At 46.0% G+C, this 18,509-nt stretch carries 13 protein-coding genes and 1 tRNA gene; 8 read left to right on the forward strand and 6 right to left on the reverse strand.

Annotated elements, in window-relative coordinates:
• Window positions 1–2 precede the first annotated feature (2 nt).
• The 4 genes from FC652_RS01375 (at window position 3) to nspC (ending at window position 6,021) form a co-directional block, all read left to right on the forward strand.
• Window positions 3–78, forward strand: a tRNA-Gly gene (locus tag FC652_RS01375).
• Between the two features lie 591 nt (window positions 79–669).
• Window positions 670–3,549 (forward strand): pyridoxal phosphate-dependent class III aminotransferase, encoded by a 2,880-nt coding sequence (locus FC652_RS01380; RefSeq protein WP_176297201.1) that lies wholly within the window; start codon window positions 670–672, stop codon window positions 3,547–3,549.
• Between the two features lie 15 nt (window positions 3,550–3,564).
• Complete coding sequence (locus FC652_RS01385) at window positions 3,565–4,809, forward strand: carboxynorspermidine synthase (protein ID WP_011080853.1); 1,245 nt, start codon at window positions 3,565–3,567, stop codon at window positions 4,807–4,809.
• A gap of 78 nt (window positions 4,810–4,887) precedes the next feature.
• Window positions 4,888–6,021 carry a carboxynorspermidine decarboxylase gene (nspC, locus tag FC652_RS01390; RefSeq protein WP_176297202.1) on the forward strand — a complete coding sequence of 378 codons (1,134 nt, stop codon included), beginning with the start codon at window positions 4,888–4,890 and terminating at the stop codon, window positions 6,019–6,021.
• A 60-nt stretch (window positions 6,022–6,081) separates the two neighbouring features.
• Here nspC and FC652_RS01395 read toward each other — a convergent pair whose 3' ends face one another.
• Both FC652_RS01395 and FC652_RS01400 read right to left on the reverse strand, forming a co-directional pair.
• The gene (locus FC652_RS01395) at window positions 6,082–6,594 is read right to left on the reverse strand and encodes a glycine cleavage system protein R (RefSeq protein ID WP_176297203.1); all 513 of its coding nucleotides are present in this window, start codon (window positions 6,592–6,594) and stop codon (window positions 6,082–6,084) included.
• 191 nt (window positions 6,595–6,785) lie between these two features.
• Complete coding sequence (locus tag FC652_RS01400; RefSeq protein WP_176297204.1) at window positions 6,786–7,709, reverse strand: DUF3943 domain-containing protein; 924 nt, start codon at window positions 7,707–7,709, stop codon at window positions 6,786–6,788.
• Between the two features lie 159 nt (window positions 7,710–7,868).
• Between FC652_RS01400 and FC652_RS01405 the strand changes: the two genes are divergently transcribed.
• Window positions 7,869–9,104, forward strand: coding sequence for a CinA family nicotinamide mononucleotide deamidase-related protein (locus FC652_RS01405; protein WP_176297205.1), 1,236 nt, complete (start codon window positions 7,869–7,871; stop codon window positions 9,102–9,104).
• 102 nt (window positions 9,105–9,206) lie between these two features.
• Here FC652_RS01405 and yfaE read toward each other — a convergent pair whose 3' ends face one another.
• From yfaE to ubiG, 4 genes are all read right to left on the reverse strand, one after another.
• On the reverse strand, window positions 9,207–9,485 hold the full coding sequence (gene yfaE, locus FC652_RS01410) for a class I ribonucleotide reductase maintenance protein YfaE (protein WP_176297206.1): 279 nt from the start codon (window positions 9,483–9,485) through the stop codon (window positions 9,207–9,209).
• Entirely contained in the window at window positions 9,485–10,618 is a 1,134-nt protein-coding gene (nrdB, locus tag FC652_RS01415) for a class Ia ribonucleoside-diphosphate reductase subunit beta (RefSeq protein ID WP_011080847.1), read from the reverse strand. The genes yfaE and nrdB overlap by 1 nt, the downstream gene beginning before the upstream one ends.
• Window positions 10,619–10,698: 80 nt before the next feature.
• A complete protein-coding gene (nrdA, locus tag FC652_RS01420; RefSeq protein WP_176297207.1) occupies window positions 10,699–12,981 on the reverse strand; it encodes a class 1a ribonucleoside-diphosphate reductase subunit alpha in 2,283 nt (760 codons plus the stop codon).
• Between the two features lie 467 nt (window positions 12,982–13,448).
• Window positions 13,449–14,156, reverse strand: coding sequence for a bifunctional 2-polyprenyl-6-hydroxyphenol methylase/3-demethylubiquinol 3-O-methyltransferase UbiG (gene ubiG, locus FC652_RS01425; RefSeq protein WP_176297208.1), 708 nt, complete (start codon window positions 14,154–14,156; stop codon window positions 13,449–13,451).
• 289 nt (window positions 14,157–14,445) lie between these two features.
• Between ubiG and gyrA the strand changes: the two genes are divergently transcribed.
• The 3 genes from gyrA to FC652_RS01440 all read left to right on the forward strand — a co-directional run bounded on the left by gyrA (window position 14,446) and on the right by FC652_RS01440 (window position 18,478).
• Entirely contained in the window at window positions 14,446–17,157 is a 2,712-nt protein-coding gene (gene gyrA, locus FC652_RS01430) for a DNA topoisomerase (ATP-hydrolyzing) subunit A (protein WP_176297209.1), read from the forward strand.
• A gap of 146 nt (window positions 17,158–17,303) precedes the next feature.
• Complete coding sequence (locus FC652_RS01435; RefSeq protein ID WP_011080843.1) at window positions 17,304–17,945, forward strand: cytochrome c; 642 nt, start codon at window positions 17,304–17,306, stop codon at window positions 17,943–17,945.
• A 302-nt stretch (window positions 17,946–18,247) separates the two neighbouring features.
• The gene (locus tag FC652_RS01440) at window positions 18,248–18,478 is read left to right on the forward strand and encodes an NrfF protein (RefSeq protein WP_176297210.1); all 231 of its coding nucleotides are present in this window, start codon (window positions 18,248–18,250) and stop codon (window positions 18,476–18,478) included.
• Window positions 18,479–18,509 lie beyond the last annotated feature (31 nt).

The raw sequence follows: 18,509 nt of genomic DNA on the forward strand, positions 1-18,509 counted from the left end.
ATGCGACACTAGCTCAGTTGGTAGAGCGCAACCTTGCCAAGGTTGAGGTCACGAGTTCGAACCTCGTGTGTCGCTCCAAACATGAAAGCTCAGCAGCAATGCTGAGCTTTTTTGTTTTCACCAATTCTTGAGGCTGATGTCGCCCGCGTAGCATTGTTTCCTCTCGTTTCTTTTTGTTCCGCTCTGTTGTTGTGTTTCATAGTGCGAGCTAATCGGCAAAATTATTAGTAAAACTTGTTGCCAGTTGATTTCTTATTGTGCTAAATTCGCGCGCAATCTCGGACGGTAGTTCTGGGGGACACGCGTAGTGACCATTCAAGCTGATTGTGACACTGCGTAGGGTAGGTATCGATAAAACCTTTTGTCGATAGACGGGATACTAATGTTGCTTAAGCAGCGGCATGTAAATGGGAAACCCAACGTTGAACTTTTTTAATAATCTCTCATTAATCAGCTTCATACTTCCTAAATGCCCTGTTTTGCAAAACAGAAGCATTACCGAGCCTTGATTTTAAGACCGACGCTATCACCATTTTTTTAGATGGTTGCTATTCCGTACCCGTTGTTTTGACGTTAATCGGAAGGCTTGGTCATGTCCCGAACACGTACTAAGAATTGCTGAGTGCGCGAGGGGGCGAGAATCATTTTTTTTATTTCAAGGGAAAATGTATGAGCACCGCCTTTGAAGTCGATACGAAAACTATCGCGACAATTTTTTCTTCTCAAGTTCCTGTTGTTGAGGGAATCTATGATTTAGCGCCAGATCAAGTGTTACTTGATCAGGCTGAACACGAGTCAGAAGTACGTTCTTACCCACGTCGTCTGCCCATCGCTATTAAGCAAGCCTATGGCTGTTTAGTGGAAGATACTCGTGGTCAAATCTTTTTGGACTGTCTTGCTGGTGCGGGTACGTTGGCTTTGGGTTACAACCACCCGGAAATCAATCAAGCGCTAAAAGAGCAATTAGATTCTGGTCTCCCGTACCAAACTCTGGATATTGCGACGACAGCAAAAACCCACTTCATCAAATCAGTGAAAGCCTTCCTACCTGAAGAGCTCGGCAACAACTGTGTGATCCAGTTCTGTGGCCCATCTGGTGCGGACGCTGTTGAAGCGGCCATCAAGCTGGCGAAACAAACCACAGGTCGCAACACCATGTTTGCTTTCCGCGGCGCATACCATGGTATGACTAACGGTACCATGGGTATGATGGGTAACTTGAACACCAAGGCTCGTCGTACTGGTTTGATGTCGGATGTGCATTTTATGCCTTTCCCATACAGCCTACGCTGTCCGTTTGGGCTGGGTGGTGACGAAGGTGCAAAAGCGAGTATCCGCTACATCGAACGTCTTCTTAACGATGATGAGGCGGGTATCATGAAACCTGCAGCAATCATTGTTGAGCCTGTTCAAGGTGAAGGCGGTGTCATCCCTGCTCCAGCGTTTTGGTTACGTGAACTTCGTCGTATCTGTGACGAACACGGTATGCTATTGATTTTCGACGAAATCCAGTGTGGCGTCGGCAAATCAGGTTATCACTTCGCGTTTGAAGAAGCGGGCATTGTTCCTGACGTATTGTGTCTATCTAAAGCCATTGGTGGTGGTCTACCAATGTCGCTACTAGTGATTAACAAAAAGCATGACACATGGCGTCCGGGTGAACACACAGGTACCTTCCGTGGTAACCAGCTCGCGATGGTTTCTGGTGCAAAAGCGCTTGAAATTATCACGCGTGATAACCTTGTTGAACACGCAAATGTGGCAGGTCAGTACCTACGTCACGGCTTAGAAAAAATTCAACAACGCGTGGATTGTATTGCGGAAGTTCGTGGTAAAGGCTTGATGCTTGGTGTCGAGATCCGTAAGCCAGGCACAGAACTGAACAAATTTGGTGAGCCTGTTTCTGATGGAAAATTGACTCTTGCCATTCAACGTGCTGCGCTAGAGCGCGGTTTGATGGTCGAGAAAGGCGGTCGTGACGGTTCGGTTATCCGTTTCCTTCCTCCTCTGATCATCTCTTTTGAGCAGCTTGATTTTGCCCTACGCATTTTGGAAGAAGCGATTCTCGCTGCCGGTGGCAATTTGAAAGCTGTTGAAGAAAATGCCGAGTGGAAAAAACACTTTATCCACACAGGTGTAAACGGCAGTAAAGAGTTCGCCTCGGTGATGAACCACACTACTGCGGCACTAAAGGACGCGTTTGAAGAAGTGGATGCACCGTACTCAGGTATGGATCCGAAAGCGTTAGAATCTGCGATTTACGCGGTTGATCTAGACAACAAAAACGCGCCTCTAAAAGAGATCATCGACGAAACAACAGAGCTCGTTGTTAAGAACTCTATCTTTACTCAGCACCCTGACTGTATCGCGCATTTGCACACGCCACCACTAATGCCAGCGGTGGCTGCAGAAGCAATGATCGCGGCACTGAACCAATCAATGGATTCATGGGATCAATCTTCATCAGCTACTTACGTTGAACAGAAAGTAATTAACTGGCTGTGCGACAAGTATGAGTTGGGTGCGAAAGCAGACGGTATCTTCACCAGTGGCGGTACTCAAAGCAACCAAATGGGCCTAATGCTGGCTCGTGATTGGATTGCAGACAAGTTGAGTGGTCACTCAATCCAGAAGCTTGGTCTTCCAGATTACGCTGACAAACTGCGCATTATCTGTTCTAAGAAGTCGCACTTCACAGTGCAAAAATCCGCTTCTTGGATGGGCTTGGGCGAAAAAGCCGTTATGACCATCGATGCACACTCAAATGGCACAATGGATGTGACTAAGCTGGAAGCCGCGGTAGAGCAGGCGAAAGCTGAAGGTTTGATCCCATTTGCTGTCGTGGGTACAGCAGGTACGACAGACCACGGTGCGATTGACGATTTGAACACCATCGCGGACGTGGCAGAAAAACACGATCTGTGGATGCACGTTGACGGTGCTTACGGTGGTGCTCTGATTCTGAGCAGTCAGAAAGCGCGCTTGAAAGGCGTGGAGCGTGCGCAATCAGTGAGTGTTGATTTCCACAAACTGTTCTATCAAACAATCAGTTGTGGTGCTGTGCTTGTTAACGACAAGCAGAACTTCAAGTTCTTGTTGCACCATGCCGATTACTTAAACCGCGAACACGACGAACTGCCAAACTTGGTGGACAAATCGATCGCAACCACTAAACGTTTTGACGCTTTGAAAGTTTTCATGACGATGCAAAACGTAGGTCCGAAAGCGCTAGGCGCGATGTACGACCACATTCTAGGTCAAACACTTGAGGTGGCGGACTTAGTGCGTAATACAGAAGGCTTCGAGCTATTGGCTGAACCTTCACTATCCACTGTCTTGTTCCGTTCCACTCTAGGTTCGGATCTGGATGAGTTGAATAAAACGCTGAGACTGGAGGCACTGACTCGCGGTGTGGCAGTCCTGGGTGAAACAATCGTAGATGGCAAAACAGCGCTGAAATTCACGATTCTTAACCCATGTCTGAAGATGTCAGATTTTGAATCTTTACTATCTAAAATCAACACTCTAGCGGCTGAGCTAGCGCAATAAAGGTAACGGAAAACTATGGCAATTTTACAAATTGGTGCAGGCGGCGTAGGCTGGGTAATTGCACACAAAGCAGCACAAAACAACGATGTTCTAGGTGACATTACTATCGCTTCTCGCACTTTAGACAAGTGTGAAAAGATCATTGAGTCGATTCATGGTCGTAACAACCTGAAAGATTCAAGTAAGAAACTTGAAGCTCGTGCTGTGAATGCTGACGATGTGGACTCGCTGGTTGCACTAATTAAGGAAGTAAAACCTGATTTGGTTATCAATGCAGGTCCTCCTTGGGTAAACCTGACCATTATGGAAGCGTGTTACCAAGCGAAAGTGTCTTACCTAGATACATCGGTAGCGGTTGATCTATGTAGTGAAGGTCAGCAAGTACCAGAAGCTTATGACGAGCAATGGAAATACCGTGCTAAGTTCGAAGAAGCGGGCATCACGGGTATCCTTGGTGCAGGTTTCGATCCTGGTGTTGTTTCTGTTTTCGCTGCGTATGCAGTGAAGCACCTATTTGATGAGATCGACACCATTGACGTGATGGACATCAACGCAGGCGATCACGGTAAGAAATTTGCAACCAACTTTGACCCAGAGACGAACCTATTGGAAATCCAAGGGGATTCTTTCTACTGGGAAAATGAAGAGTGGAAGCGCGTTCCTTGCCACACTCGTATGCTAGAGTTTGATTTCCCGAAATGTGGCAACTTCAAAGTGTACTCAATGGCGCACGATGAAGTTCGCTCGCTGAAAGAGTTCATTCCTGCTAAGCGCATTGAATTCTGGATGGGCTTTGGTGATCGTTACCTAAACTACTTCAACTGCATGCGTGACATTGGTTTGTTGAGTCCAGAGCCACTAACACTCCATGACGGTACGGTGGTTCAGCCTCTGCAAGTATTGAAAGCGATGCTGCCAGATCCAACGTCTTTGGCTCCAGGTTACACCGGTTTAACGTGTATTGGTACTTGGGTTCAAGGTAAGAAAGACGGCAAAGAGCGTAGCGTGTTTATCTACAATAACGCAGACCACGAAGTCGCTTACAAAGACGTCGAGCACCAAGCAATTGCCTACACCACAGGTGTTCCTGCGATTACTGCTGCACTGCAGTATTTCCGCGGTGCTTGGGCTGAGGCTGGCGTATTCAACATGGAACAGTTGGATCCAGATCCGTTCCTAGAAACCATGCCAGCTATCGGCTTGGATTGGGATGTGCTAGAGCTAGCTCCTGGTCAACCAACGATTCATACACTGAAGTAAGCCTTTCGCTGTATTATTCAGTCCTATCTTCAAGCCGGTGCGTTGCACCGGCTTTGTTCAGTTAAAGTGATGATAAATATGAACAAAGAGCAATTGAAAACACCATTTTTCATGATTGACGAAGCAAAGTTGATCCAAAACCTAGAGATTGCTAAGCAGTTAAAAGAAATTTCTGGGGTTAAGTTGGTATTGGCACTGAAGTGCTTTTCTACTTGGGGTGTATTCGACATCATCAAACCTTACCTAGACGGTACGACGAGCTCAGGGCCGTTCGAAGTGAAGCTAGGTTATGAAAAGTTTGGTGGCGAAACGCACGCTTACAGTGTGGGTTATAGCGAAGATGATGTTCGTGAAGTCGCGGATCTGTGCGATAAAATCATTTTCAACTCACAGTCTCAGTTAGCTGCGCACCGTCATATCGTTGAAGGCAAAGCGTCTATCGGTCTGCGTTTGAACCCGGGTGTGAGTTACGCAAGCCAAGATTTGGCAAACCCTGCTCGCCAATTCTCACGCTTAGGTGTACAGGCTGATCATATTGATCCGGCGGTATTTGATAGCATTAATGGCGTGATGTTCCACATGAACTGTGAGAACAAAGATGTGGACGCCTTCATCGCGCTACTGGATTCCATCTCTGAGCGTTTCGGTGCTTATCTCAACAAACTTGATTGGGTCAGCATGGGTGGAGGCGTGTTCTTCACGTGGCCAGGTTACGATGTAGAAAAGCTGGGTCTAGCGCTGAAAGCGTTCTCTGAGAAGCACGGCGTACAGATGTATTTAGAGCCAGGTGAAGCAATCATCACTAAAACAACCGATTTGGTTGTGACGGTGGTGGATTTGGTTGAAAACGGCATGAAAACGGCGATTGTGGATTCAGCAACAGAAGCACACCGCCTTGATACGCTGATCTACAAAGAACCAGCATCAGTGCTTGAAGCATCAGAAAATGGTGAACATGAGTACGTGATTGGTTCTTGTTCATGTTTGGCTGGTGACCAATTCTGTGTGGCTAAGTTTGACCAGCCTCTGCAAGTTGGCCAGCGTCTGCACATTCTTGATAGTGCAGGTTACACTATGGTGAAACTGAACTGGTTCAATGGCCTGAAGATGCCTTCCGTATACTGTGAACGCACCAATGGTGAGATTCAGAAACTCAACGAGTTTGGTTACGAAGACTTCAAGCGTACATTATCTCTATGGTCGGTACAGTAAGTCCGGTTATATAGATAAGATAATAGAGGAGAGCAGCCAGTTGGCTGCTCTTTTTGTTTGTTAAGACTCGATAATCACGCGAGTGTCTTCACTCAAGGATTCTAGCTCGTTGGCGACGTCTTCTATGTCAAGCTCGACAGGTAATTTAATCGCCATATTAGCGGTAAATAAACTCGAGCTTACACCACCACCGCCAGCAATGAATACGCGTTGGCAGTCCATATCAAGAATGCTGATGCCTTGATTGTCAAGCACGTGAGTAATCTCATTGACAATACCGGCACGATCATTCGAGTCGAGACGAAGTTGGAAGATGGTTTCTTTGTCGTGAGCAGTTGAATCTGAATCAACAAACTGAACAATCAAATCTGGGTGAGAGCTGAAGGCATCTTTAACGGTTTGAACGTGCTGTGATGGCATGTCAATTTTAATCACTGCGGCCACTTGGTCTTCAATGAAGTTAACCTTACTGATGAGCCATTTTCCCCCATTTTCATGAGTGATCGCCGCTAACTGTTTGATTGTTGTTGGCGAGGCTCTGCCAACGAAATTAACGATGAATAGACTGTTCATAACTTCCCCCTAGCACATCAAGCAACTTGTTGATTCAAAGAAATAATCTTTCTGTGTTCAGTGTAGAAGCTATCGATGCTGGCTAGGTTTGACTAAGGTCAAGTTTTTTAATTAATCCTTAAAGTGGAGTGACAAATTCAATCCTCGGACACAAAAAAGCGACCGGATGGTCGCTCTATGTAAGAAGTGGCTTAAAATGTGACTTTGAAATCAAATCCGTAGAACTGATTGTCGTATGCGTAGCCTGAGTCTAAAGCAAACTTTGCGGCATCTTGATTGCCAAACCAAGGGTTAGAGACGAAATTCACTTCGGCACTTCCTCCCCACGCATCAGTGACCCAATAATGAATATGGCCTACAGGGTTGAGGAAAAACAAGGAAACATCACCCATGGTCGCTGAGCCGAGCACTTCACCACCATTGGCGATAATGTTCTGCTCAGTTTCGAGCATGATTTCACCGACTACCGCACCGAAGAATGGTGTGATGAAAAGGTCCTGCCAAGATGGAATTTCGGCAAACGCTTCGACGCCATATTCCCAAAAAAAGGCAGACATAACAGAAGAGTAGAGAAACGATTCGAACTCATTGTATCCGGCGTGGCGTGCAGCAGTGTAGTAGACACCACCAAAATATGGGTGCATGACATAGTTTAAGAAATGCTCGTCTCTGTCCCAAATAGGGCCATCTGATACATTGTCTTTCCATTTTGAACCTAAATTGCTAAGGTTGCGCGCTTCGTCATCCCACTTGGTGATACTCTCAGGCAGTAAGGTCATCAGACCAACTGTCGCGACACTCAGACCAAGGATTGTGTAAGTTTGGCCCATCAAATAGTCCCAGTCTTTATCTTGCGGGACAATGTAGTGCTTAGGTTGCTTACCTGCGTCTAGATTCAACTCGTTGTTCGATTCATCTAAAGATAGCATCGGAGTAGACTTGTAACTATACAGGTTGTCGTTAGCGCAGTACTCTTGAAGACAGTTTGTGGTGTAAGAAAAATCTATGTGCTTACTGAAGTCATATTGTTCGGAAGCAGATGCAGAAGCGCTCAGGATGAGTCCGCTTAAAACTGTAGTTTTTAAGATTTGCTTTGACACAAAGGGTCTCCACATTGTGGTTAGATGATCAAGTTCACAATTATCCCTTAAAGTCGGGGATATGGGAACAGTAATCCGTCATTTAGCCGAAACAATTGGCATATAAGTTCGGTCTAACTCAAGCTGAACTGCTCCAAGAGAGAGTAAGGCTACATATTTTAAGGAACTTGATTCGTGAAAATTGCTATGTTGAGTACGGGTGAAGAAGTCCTTCACGGTGACATTGTCGATACCAATGCTGCTTGGCTTTCAAGCGTGATGTATGAGCAAGGTTTTGCCCTGACTAAGCGTTCGACGGTCGGGGATCAAATGAATGCCTTGGTCGAAGAGCTACTTATGCTGAGCTTTAACAATGATGTGGTCATCGTTAATGGTGGCTTAGGGCCAACCACGGATGATATGAGTGCGGCAGCGGCAGCCAAAGCCGCCGAATGCAAAATTGTGCTGTTTAAAGCGTGGTTAACTCGCATGGAAGAGATGTACCGTGAGCGCAATCGCCCTATGCCAGACAGCAACCTCAAGCAAGCCATGTTGCCTGAAACAGCCGAAATTGTAGACAACCCGATCGGTACGGCTTGCGGCTTCAAGATGCATATCAATGATGCCCTGTTCTATTTCACGCCGGGTGTTCCACGTGAATTTAAAGTCATGGTGGAAACGCAGATTTTGCCGGATCTCAAAGTCCAGTGGCCAAACAATGAAGCGTATCAATGTAGCCGGTTGTATACGTTTGGGCTGTCTGAGTCGGGAATTTCTGACAAGTTAGACGCACTGAAATTGCCACAAGGCTACGAGTTAGGTTACCGCTCAAGTTTGCCATTTATTGAAGTGAAATTGTTTGGACCAAAAGATGCCCTTGATGAGCGCGTCAAAGTGATGCAATTGATCTACAAATTACTGGAAAGTAACGTAGTGAGCGTGGACGAGCCGATGCTAGAACACATTGGCCATATGTTGAAAGAGAAAGACTTAACTTTAGCGACGGCAGAGCAGAGCAGCTATGGTTACTTAACCAGTTGGCTGCAATCTGAGCAGAATATTGCGGAGCAGAGTGGTCATGGCTGGGTGCTTTCGGCCAAAGGGAGTGAGACCATCGATCACAGTAATCCGCTTGCTGCAGCTTTTGCTTTAGCGGGTGCGACGCGTGAAAAATGCGCGACAGATCTTGCTTTGGTGACCGGTAAACTCAACGGAAAACAATTCTCTGTGGCTTTATCATCGCATGGTGGTGAGTGGGGGATGGTGCTGGAGTTAAACCGTGAGTATGCGCGAAACGAAGCGAATAAGCTGATCAGCACGGTCGCGGCGGATGTATTGCGTCGTTACTTAGAAAAGAAACCCATGTTTGGGGACTATTTCTCCGTCACGAAAGTCAAAGAAATGTTTGTACCGAGCAGTCTAGTGAAATAAATATGTTGAGTTAAGCGCGATTTGTTTTTGTTCACACGCTTACACAGAAAGAAAAAGAGCCAGCATATTTTTGCTGGCTCTTTGTTTCTTGGTCAAAAAAGACTAAGCGCGTTTTTCTTTTAGGACATAATTGACGTCACTCAATACCACATCTGTTTTCGCGCGGCAGATACATGGCAAAATCTCATTGCCTTGCGTATAGGCCATGGCAAAACCCACATACTCTACTTCGCCAGACTCAAGCTTGCAACGACATGCACCACAGTGCCCGTCACGACAGTTATATTCTGGTTGCAACCCTGCTTGTTCCATCGTTTCCAAAATGGTGTTGGATCGATTGGATTCAATGCTGCGTAGTTTGTTGATGCGGATTTTTGGCATTAGAGTTCAAAGCCCTCAAAATCGTCAGAGTGAACTTCGTTGTCAATTTGGCCTACCAAGTAAGAGGAAATTTCCGCTTCTTGTGGTGCCACTTGCACGTTGTCAGAAGACAACCAGGCATTGATCCAAGGAATTGGATTCGAGGTTGCATTCGGGTACGCCACTGGAAGACCAACGGCTTGCATACGAATGTTGGTAATGTATTCAACGTACTGACAAAGAATGTCTTTATTCAGGCCAATCATCGAACCATCTTTGAACAGGTATTCTGCCCATTCTTTCTCTTGCTCAGCCGCTTCTTTGAACAGATCAAAACACTGTTGCTTCGCTTCTTCTGCAATTTGCATGAAGGAGAAGTCATCTTGACCATTACGCAGTAGGTTGATCATGTGCTGAGTGCCGTTAAGGTGCAGGGCCTCATCACGAGCGATCAGCTTGATGATTTTTGCGTTGCCTTCCATAAGCTCACGCTCTGCGAAAGCAAATGAACATGCAAAGCTCACGTAGAAGCGAATGGCTTCGAGCGCGTTAACGGACATCAGACACAAGTAGAGTTTTTTCTTCAGTTCATACAGGCTAACTTTAATGGTTTCGCCATTCACCACGTGCTCACCTTCGCCAAAGCGGTGGTAGTCGTTGGTCAATTGAATCAAATCATCGTAGTAGTGCGCGATGTCTTTCGCACGCTTAAGAATGTGTTCGTTTTCGACGATGTCATCAAACACGACACTTGGATCATTGACGATATTACGAATGATGTGCGTGTAAGAACGAGAGTGAATCGTTTCAGAGAAAGACCAAGTTTCAATCCATGTCTCTAGCTCAGGAAGAGAAACTAACGGAAGCAGTGCCACGTTCGGGCTACGGCCTTGGATCGAATCAAGCAGCGTTTGGTACTTCAAGTTTGAGATGAAGATGTGCTTCTCATGATCAGGCAGTTTGTTGTAGTCAATGCGATCGCTTGACACGTCGACTTCTTCTGGGCGCCAGAAGAAAGACAATTGTTTCTCGATCAGCTTTTCAAAGATCTCGAACTTTTGCTGGTCGTAACGTGCAACGTTAACCGATTGGCCCAAGAACATCGGTTCTTTGAGCTGGTCATTTTTAGTTTGGTTAAAAGTACTGTAAGCCATGATGCCTCAATTCCTTTTAACCTCCCCTACAGGGGAGGCATTCGATAGTCTGTATTGGTTTCGATTATGAGTGGGGAAGATTAAATCTTACAACCGCCGCCTGCACAATCGTCATCTTGTGGTTGAACTGCGTCTTTTTGCTCATCTTTCGCGCCATCACGGGTGTTATGGTAGTAAAGCGTTTTTACGCCAAACTTGTACGCGGTGAGCAAATCTTGAAGCAGCTTCTTCATTGGTACTTTGCCGCTCTCATAACGAGCAGGATCATAGTTCGTGTTTGCCGAAATGGCTTGGTCAACGAACTTCTGCATAATACCAACAAGATGTAGGTAGCCATCGTTTGAGCCGATGTTCCACAACAGCTCATAGTTGTTCTTCAACTCGATGAAGTCAGGCACAACCTGCTTCAAAATACCGTCTTTCGATGCTTTGACCGACACATAACCACGTGGTGGCTCGATACCGTTCGTCGCGTTAGAAATCTGAGAAGAGGTCTCAGAAGGCATTAGCGCGGTGAGTGTCGAGTTACGTAGACCATGTTCCATGATCTCAGCACGCAGTGCATCCCAGTCGTAATGAAGGGGTTCATCACAGATCAAATCGATGTCTTTCTTGTACGTGTCGATCGGCATTAAGCCTTTTGCATAGTTGGTTTCGTGGAACAGTGGGCACTTACCTTGTTCTTTCGCCAATTCAACCGACGCTTTCAATAGGTAGTACTGAATCGCTTCAAACGTACGGTGAGTCAAACCATTGGCACTGCCATCTGAGTATTTCACACCGTGTTTGGCAAGGTAGTAAGCGTAGTTGATCACACCCACACCCAAAGTACGACGGTTCATCGTTGATTTGTACGCCGCTGGTAGTGGGTAATCTTGATAATCAAGCAGTGCATCCAGAGCACGCACCACCAATTCCGACAACTCTTTTAGATCGTCAAGTGTGTTGATTGCACCAAGGTTGAAAGCAGACAAGGTACAGAGCGCGATTTCGCCTGAATCATCTTCAACGTTCGCAAGCGGTTTGGTTGGCAGCGCAATTTCCAGACACAAGTTTGATTGGCGAACTGGTGCCACTTCCGCATCAAACGGGCTGTGTGTATTACAGTGGTCCACGTTCTGAATGTAAATACGGCCAGTCGATGCACGCTCTTGCATGAGCAAAGTAAACATCTCAAGGGCTTTAACCGTCTCTTTCTTAATTGACGGATCGTTTTCGTATTTCACATACAGACGTTCAAATTCCGCTTGGTTCTCGAAGAACGCATCGTAAAGCCCAGGTACATCTGACGGAGAGAACAGCGTGATGTTACCGCCTTCAACCAGACGTTGGTACATCAGTTTGTTCAACTGAACACCGTAATCCATGTGGCGGACACGGTTTTCTTCAACGCCACGGTTGTTTTTCAGTACCATGAGTGAGCGAGCTTCGCCGTGCCACATTGGGTAGAACACCGTTGCTGCACCGCCACGGACGCCACCTTGAGAACAGCATTTTACGGCAGTTTGGAAGTACTTGTAGAACGGAATACAACCCGTGTGGAACGCTTCACCACCGCGAATTTCAGACCCCAAAGCACGAATACGACCAGCGTTGATACCGATACCCGCACGTTGAGAAACGTAACGTACGATAGAGCTTGCTGTCGCATTAATCGAATCCAAGCTGTCACCACATTCAATCAGAACGCATGAGCTGAACTGACGAGTCGGTGTACGCACACCAGACATGATTGGCGTTGGTAGCGAAATCTTAAAGGTCGATGTCGCATCATAGAAGCGCTTAACGTAATCTAGACGCGTCTCTTTTGAGTATTTTGCAAATAGGCAAGCAGCTACCAAAATGTACAGGAACTGTGCACTTTCGTAGATTTGGCCACTTACGCGGTTTTGTACGAAATACTTACCTTCCAGCTGCTTTACTGCCGCATAAGAGAAATCGAGATCACGTTTGTGATCAAGGTACGCATCCAGTTCATCGAGCTCTGCTTTGGTGTAATCTTCAAGGATATGCTTGTCGTATTTGCCCATATCAACGAGGCGCGCAACGTGATCGTACAGCGTTGGTGGCTCATATTGACCATATGCTTTTTTACGCAAGTGGAAGACCGCAAGACGAGCCGCCAAATATTGGTAATCTGGCGTCTCTTCAGAAATCAAGTCAGCAGCAGATTTGATGATAGTCTCGTGGATATCGCTTGTCGTGATGCCGTCATAAAACTGAATGTGAGCGCGCAGTTCTACTTGTGAAACGGAGACGTTATTTAGGCCTTCGGCAGCCCAAGTAATTACTCGATGGAGCTTCTCTAGGTCGATGTTTTCTTTACGGCCATCACGCTTAGTGACGGTAAGTTGTTGGTTCATTCTGCTTTCTTTCCCTAACAAAACTGATAAAAGCCTTATTTTTGAGTGTTTCTATTGAAACGACTGTAAATTTCTTCGTGGCTTTGTGATCAAAGTCTATCTACATATTGTAGTTCAAACACAACATATAGGGGTACTATTGTTTTCGGGTTACAAGATAGTGCTATTGGCATCGGTTTTCAAGGCACAGTCTCTGGATGACTTGTGGATAACTTGCAAAATTACAAAAAACTGTAAGTAGACACTTACCGATGAGAAAAGAGCACACTTGGATGAAGAAAAGTGTGTTTTTTGGATTGGTTTATTCTTAACCGCAAACGAAAATATTTTTCTTGATCTTTATGCGCTTTTGTATGCGAAAAACGGCGTGATTAAAATGGAATCGCCAGCACAAAAAACGTGCATGCTTTAGCTAAAAAAGGCAGTAGTTTTGTGCTACTGCCTTTAAAAATAACATTCACTTTACTTTAAAACTTCTGAGTGTGAACGATGTAATTGACATCAACATTGTGCCCTAATTTGTAGGTGTCGCTCAGAGGGTTGTAGTGCAACCCAGTGATGCCTTGTTCACACAAATCGGTTTGGTCGATCATCTTAATCAGTTCAGAAGGACGGATAAACTTGTTATGGTCGTGTGTCCCTTCTGGAACGATTTTCAGGAGTTTCTCGGCGCCAACAATCGCAAACAGATACGATTTGATATTGCGATTTAAGGTAGAAAAGAACACGTGACCACCAGGCTTAACCAGTGCGGCACAAGAACGAATCACAGACAGTGGGTCGGGAACGTGCTCTAGCATTTCCATGCATGTCACAACATCATACATTTGCCCATTTTCAGCAGCGTGATCTTCAATGGTGCTTTGGATATACGTGAGTTTGGTACCCGTTTCAAGCGCATGCAGACGAGCAACCTCAAGGGGTTCTTTGCCCATGTCCAATCCCGTCACAACAGCGCCTTCTTTTGCCATGCTTTCGGCTAAAATACCACCGCCGCAGCCGACATCGAGCACTTTCTTGCCAAATAAACCATCTGCTTTTGACAGTACGTAATCCAAACGCAACGGGTTGATTTGGTGAAGCGGTTTAAATTCACCTTCTAAGTCCCACCAGCGAGAGGCCATGTCTTCGAATTTTTTGATTTCGTTTGGGTCAACGTTTTGTGTTTTAGTCATAAGCGCTGCTCTGGATGATACTGCTTCCTTGAAAATAGGACGGCATTATAACGCCTTCACTTTTTTCCTCCATAGAGAAACGACTTTTTGTGCTGAACTGGTCAAAATTACACCCTTTATCAGCAGCATAGACAAAAAATGTGCAATTTCTCTGCGATTGATTCTCAACCGAGGTCACAACCTGATAAAAGGGCGGGGAAAGTGATGCCGAACTAGGGAATTGTGTGTTATATTTTTGCACCTTACACGTATTGTACATACGATCAGAAAATAGAGGGATAATGGCTCTATGAGCGATCTAGCTAAAGAGATCACGCCCGTAAACATTGAAGATGAGCTAAGAGGTTCTTACCTTGACTACGCGATGTCCGTAATCGTGGGTCGTGCTCTTCCGGATGTGCGTGATGGCCTAAAACCAGTACACCGCCGCGTGCTTTACGCGATGAATGTACTAGGCAACGACTGGAATAAACCATATAAAAAATCTGCCCGTGTCGTCGGCGACGTAATCGGTAAATATCACCCTCATGGTGATAGTGCGGTATACGACACCATCGTACGTATGGCACAACCGTTTTCGCTACGTTACATGCTGGTCGATGGCCAAGGTAACTTTGGTTCGATCGATGGTGACTCCGCGGCAGCAATGCGTTATACCGAAGTTCGCATGGCGAAAATCGCCCACGAGCTTTTGGCTGACCTAGATAAAGAAACCGTGGATTATGTACCAAACTATGACGGTACAGAACAGATCCCTGCGGTTCTTCCTACGAAAATTCCAAACCTGCTGGTCAACGGTTCTTCCGGTATCGCAGTAGGTATGGCGACCAACATCCCTCCGCACAACTTGACGGAAGTGATTGATGGCTGCCTTGCATACATCAATAACGAAGCCATCACGATTGATGAGCTGATGGATTACATTCCTGGTCCAGATTTCCCTACGGCTGCTTTGATTAGCGGACGTAAAGGCATTATTGACGCGTACAAAACTGGTCGCGGCAAAATCTACATGCGTTCAAAAGCGGAAATCGAAGTCGAGAAGAATGGCAAAGAAACCATCATCGTTACTGAGATCCCATATCAAGTGAACAAAGCTCGTTTGATCGAAAAGATCGCTGAGCTAGTGAAAGATAAGAAAGTTGAAGGCATCAGTGCACTGCGCGACGAGTCGGACAAAGACGGTATGCGCATTGTTATTGAATGTAAGCGCGACGCAGTGGGTGAGGTGGTTCTAAACAACCTTTACGCCCAAACTCAGCTGCAAACGACTTTCGGCATCAACATGGTTGCGCTTGATAATGGTCAGCCAAAGCTATTCAACTTGAAAGAGATGTTGAAGTGCTTCGTTGATCACCGTCGTGAAGTGGTCACTCGTCGTACTATCTTCGAACTGAAGAAAGCTCGCGATCGTGCCCATATCCTTGAAGCGTTGGCGCTGGCTCTTGCGAACATCGATGAAATCATCGAATTGATCCGCAACGCAGCGACCCCGGCAGAAGCGAAAGCGGGCTTAGTGGCTCGTGGTTGGGATCTTGGCAACGTGGCTGCCATGCTTGAAAGTGCGGGTACAGATGCTGCTCGTCCAGATTGGCTTGAACCTCAATATGGCATCCGTGATGGTCAGTACTTCCTAACGGAAACCCAAGCGCAAGCGATCCTTGATCTACGCCTACATAAACTGACAGGCCTAGAGCACGAGAAGATCCTAGACGAGTACAAAGCGCTATTAGACGAAATCAAAGAGTTGATGCATATCCTTGCAAGCACTGAACGTTTGATGGAAGTGATTCGTGAAGAGCTTCAATCAGTTCGTGATACCTTTGGCGATGTACGTCGTACAGAGATCACCGCTGCGACTCACGATATCGATTTGGAAGAGTTGATCGCTCGTGAAGACGTCGTTGTTACACTGTCTCACGAAGGTTATGTTAAGTATCAAATTCTAAGCGACTACGAAGCACAGCGTCGTGGTGGTAAGGGTAAGAGCGCAACCAAGATGAAAGATGAAGATTACATCGAACGTCTATTGGTCGCGAACACGCACGACAACATTTTGTTGTTCTCAACGCGTGGTAAGACTTACCGCATGAAAGTGTACCAATTGCCTCTCGCAAGCCGCACGGCTCGTGGTAAGCCAATTGTGAACCTACTACCGCTGGAAGAAAACGAACGTATTACCGCAATTCTACCGGTAACAGAGTTCAGTGCTGATAAGTACATCTTCATGGCAACTGGCGATGGTACGGTGAAGAAGACCTCACTAGACCAATTCTCCAACGTTCGTGCAAATGGTCTTATTGCTGTGAACCTGCGTGATGAAGATTCGCTGATTGGTGTTGATATCACTGACGGTGAAAGCGAAATCATGCTGTTCTCTAAATTTGGTAAAGTGGTGCGCTTCAAAGAAGCAGAAGAGAGCCCAGTATTGGATGAAAATGGTAACCCAGTTCTTGATGAGAACGGTCAGCCAGAGATCAAGTTCAAAGGCGTGCGTCCTATGGGCCGTACCGCGGCAGGTGTTCGTGGTATGAAACTCGCTGATGGCGATCAAGTTGTATCACTGATCGTACCGAAGAATGACGGCGATGTCCTTACTGTGACTGAAAACGGTTACGGTAAACGTACTGTGCTTTCAGAGTACCCAACCAAAGGCCGCGGCACTCAGGGTGTTGTGTCTATTAAGGTTTCTGAGCGTAACGGTAGTGTTGTTGGTGCGGTTCAAGTTGAAGACGGTGACGAATTCATGATGATCACGGACGCTGGTACACTAGTACGTACTCGTGTGGCGGAAGTGAGCCAAGTGGGTCGTAACACTCAAGGTGTCACCCTGATCCGTACTGCAGAAGACGAATCGGTCGTGGGCTTACAGCGCATTGATGAAGTTGAAGAAACTGAGTTGCCAGAAGGCGAAGAAGCGGACGCAACGGAAGCGACTGAGCAAGCACCTCAGGCACAAGATCCTCAAGCAGACAACGATGACGCAGCCGACCAAGAGTAATCTTGCTTAGCAACGACATAACAAAGCCAGATAGTGCAAACTATCTGGCTTTTTTTTATTTTTGTCGATAGGAAGTTGGCAATGGGTCAAAGCAGTTGCTTAAAAAGTTTGCTAAGCTAGCCGCTCATTTTCTAAAGGATAATCATATGGATAGCTGGTTAATTATCGCGACAATTATGATGCTGTTTTTTCTGATCAGTATCTGGATGGCGGCCGCGAAATGGGCAGCGAAACAATGGTATTTACTTAGCTTATTAACGATGATCGGCGCTGTAATTACCTATGGTGTACTGCAGAGCCCCCGCCCCGAAACAAAGCCAGAAAATGCGATGTTCAGGAGCATGACGGCAGAGGATTTGATGGCGCAATTGCAAGTTCAATTAAAAGAGAATCCGAATGATGCGGGGTTGTGGTTTCAACTTGGGCAAGGGTATTTGCTCAATAAAGAGTTGGATGCTGCTTTGATCTGTTTCGACTATGCAATACAGCTGACCGAGCACCCTTCCTCTACTCAACTTGCGGCAAAAGCAACCGCATTGTACTACCTTGGGTCTCAGCAAATGAGTGGTGAGGTAAGCCTTTTGCTTGAGCAAGCCTTACAACTTGAACCTTACAATGAAGCCGCCTTGTCGCTGCTCGCGAATGATCATTTTATCTCTTTTCGTTTTCAGCAAGCGATTGATACATGGACCTATTTGCTGGATTCTAATGATCCTAAATTGGACAGAGAAGCTGTTATCCGCTCCATTCATCAAGCCAAGGCATTGATGCAAACTTCAACTCGTTAAGCGTATTGTGGCTAAGCAATACATTAATTAGCGTTGTTCAAGTAAATGTTGCCAAACATGGGATGCGTTTCGGTATTTTTGAAACTGAGTGCTGCCATATGACCATTTTCCTAACCAACTCTGCTATCCTCCTCAGGTAACTCCTTGGCACAAGCGTCAGAAACGTTGTTGTTTGGCTTACTCACTCCAAGCAAAGAGTTTGCTGTGTTTAAACAGATGGCCTGAACGTGAACTGTAACGCTAAGCTGCTAGGGTATTGTTTTAGGTATATATGGAAGTATTCTTATAGGGAGGTGACCAGGATGGAATTACTCTCAACCTATATTACGATCATTATGGCAATGCTCATTGCTTATCCGTTTGCTTTAGTTGGATTAAAAACAGCCAGTAACGGATGTGAGGTTACGAAAGTCAAAGTAACCAATCGTTTTAACTATGGATTTTCGTTGATTCTTTTGATTTTCATGATTGCGCATATCCAGACAGAAACTTTTTACGCCGCAGGTTTGTTTGAAATGTTCAAACCAGAATAAGCAACAATCGCTCAATAAAAACGTCAGCCTG

This window comes from Vibrio sp. 05-20-BW147, from assembly GCF_013369385.1.
GTDB lineage: Bacteria > Pseudomonadota > Gammaproteobacteria > Enterobacterales > Vibrionaceae > Vibrio > Vibrio floridensis.

Bases quoted from the DNA above. Each gene is read 5' to 3' on its own strand.
- FC652_RS01380 (WP_176297201.1), top strand. From the start codon at position 670: ATGAGCACCGCCTTTGAAGTCGATACGAAAACTATCGCGACAATTTTT.
- FC652_RS01385 (WP_011080853.1), top strand. From the start codon at position 3,565: ATGGCAATTTTACAAATTGGTGCAGGCGGCGTAGGCTGGGTAATTGCA.
- nspC (WP_176297202.1), top strand. From the start codon at position 4,888: ATGAACAAAGAGCAATTGAAAACACCATTTTTCATGATTGACGAAGCA.
- FC652_RS01395 (WP_176297203.1), bottom strand. From the start codon at position 6,594: ATGAACAGTCTATTCATCGTTAATTTCGTTGGCAGAGCCTCGCCAACA.
- FC652_RS01400 (WP_176297204.1), bottom strand. From the start codon at position 7,709: ATGTGGAGACCCTTTGTGTCAAAGCAAATCTTAAAAACTACAGTTTTA.
- yfaE (WP_176297206.1), bottom strand. From the start codon at position 9,485: ATGCCAAAAATCCGCATCAACAAACTACGCAGCATTGAATCCAATCGA.
- nrdB (WP_011080847.1), bottom strand. From the start codon at position 10,618: ATGGCTTACAGTACTTTTAACCAAACTAAAAATGACCAGCTCAAAGAA.
- nrdA (WP_176297207.1), bottom strand. From the start codon at position 12,981: ATGAACCAACAACTTACCGTCACTAAGCGTGATGGCCGTAAAGAAAAC.
- ubiG (WP_176297208.1), bottom strand. From the start codon at position 14,156: ATGACTAAAACACAAAACGTTGACCCAAACGAAATCAAAAAATTCGAA.
- gyrA (WP_176297209.1), top strand. From the start codon at position 14,446: ATGAGCGATCTAGCTAAAGAGATCACGCCCGTAAACATTGAAGATGAG.
- FC652_RS01435 (WP_011080843.1), top strand. From the start codon at position 17,304: ATGGATAGCTGGTTAATTATCGCGACAATTATGATGCTGTTTTTTCTG.
- FC652_RS01440 (WP_176297210.1), top strand. From the start codon at position 18,248: ATGGAATTACTCTCAACCTATATTACGATCATTATGGCAATGCTCATT.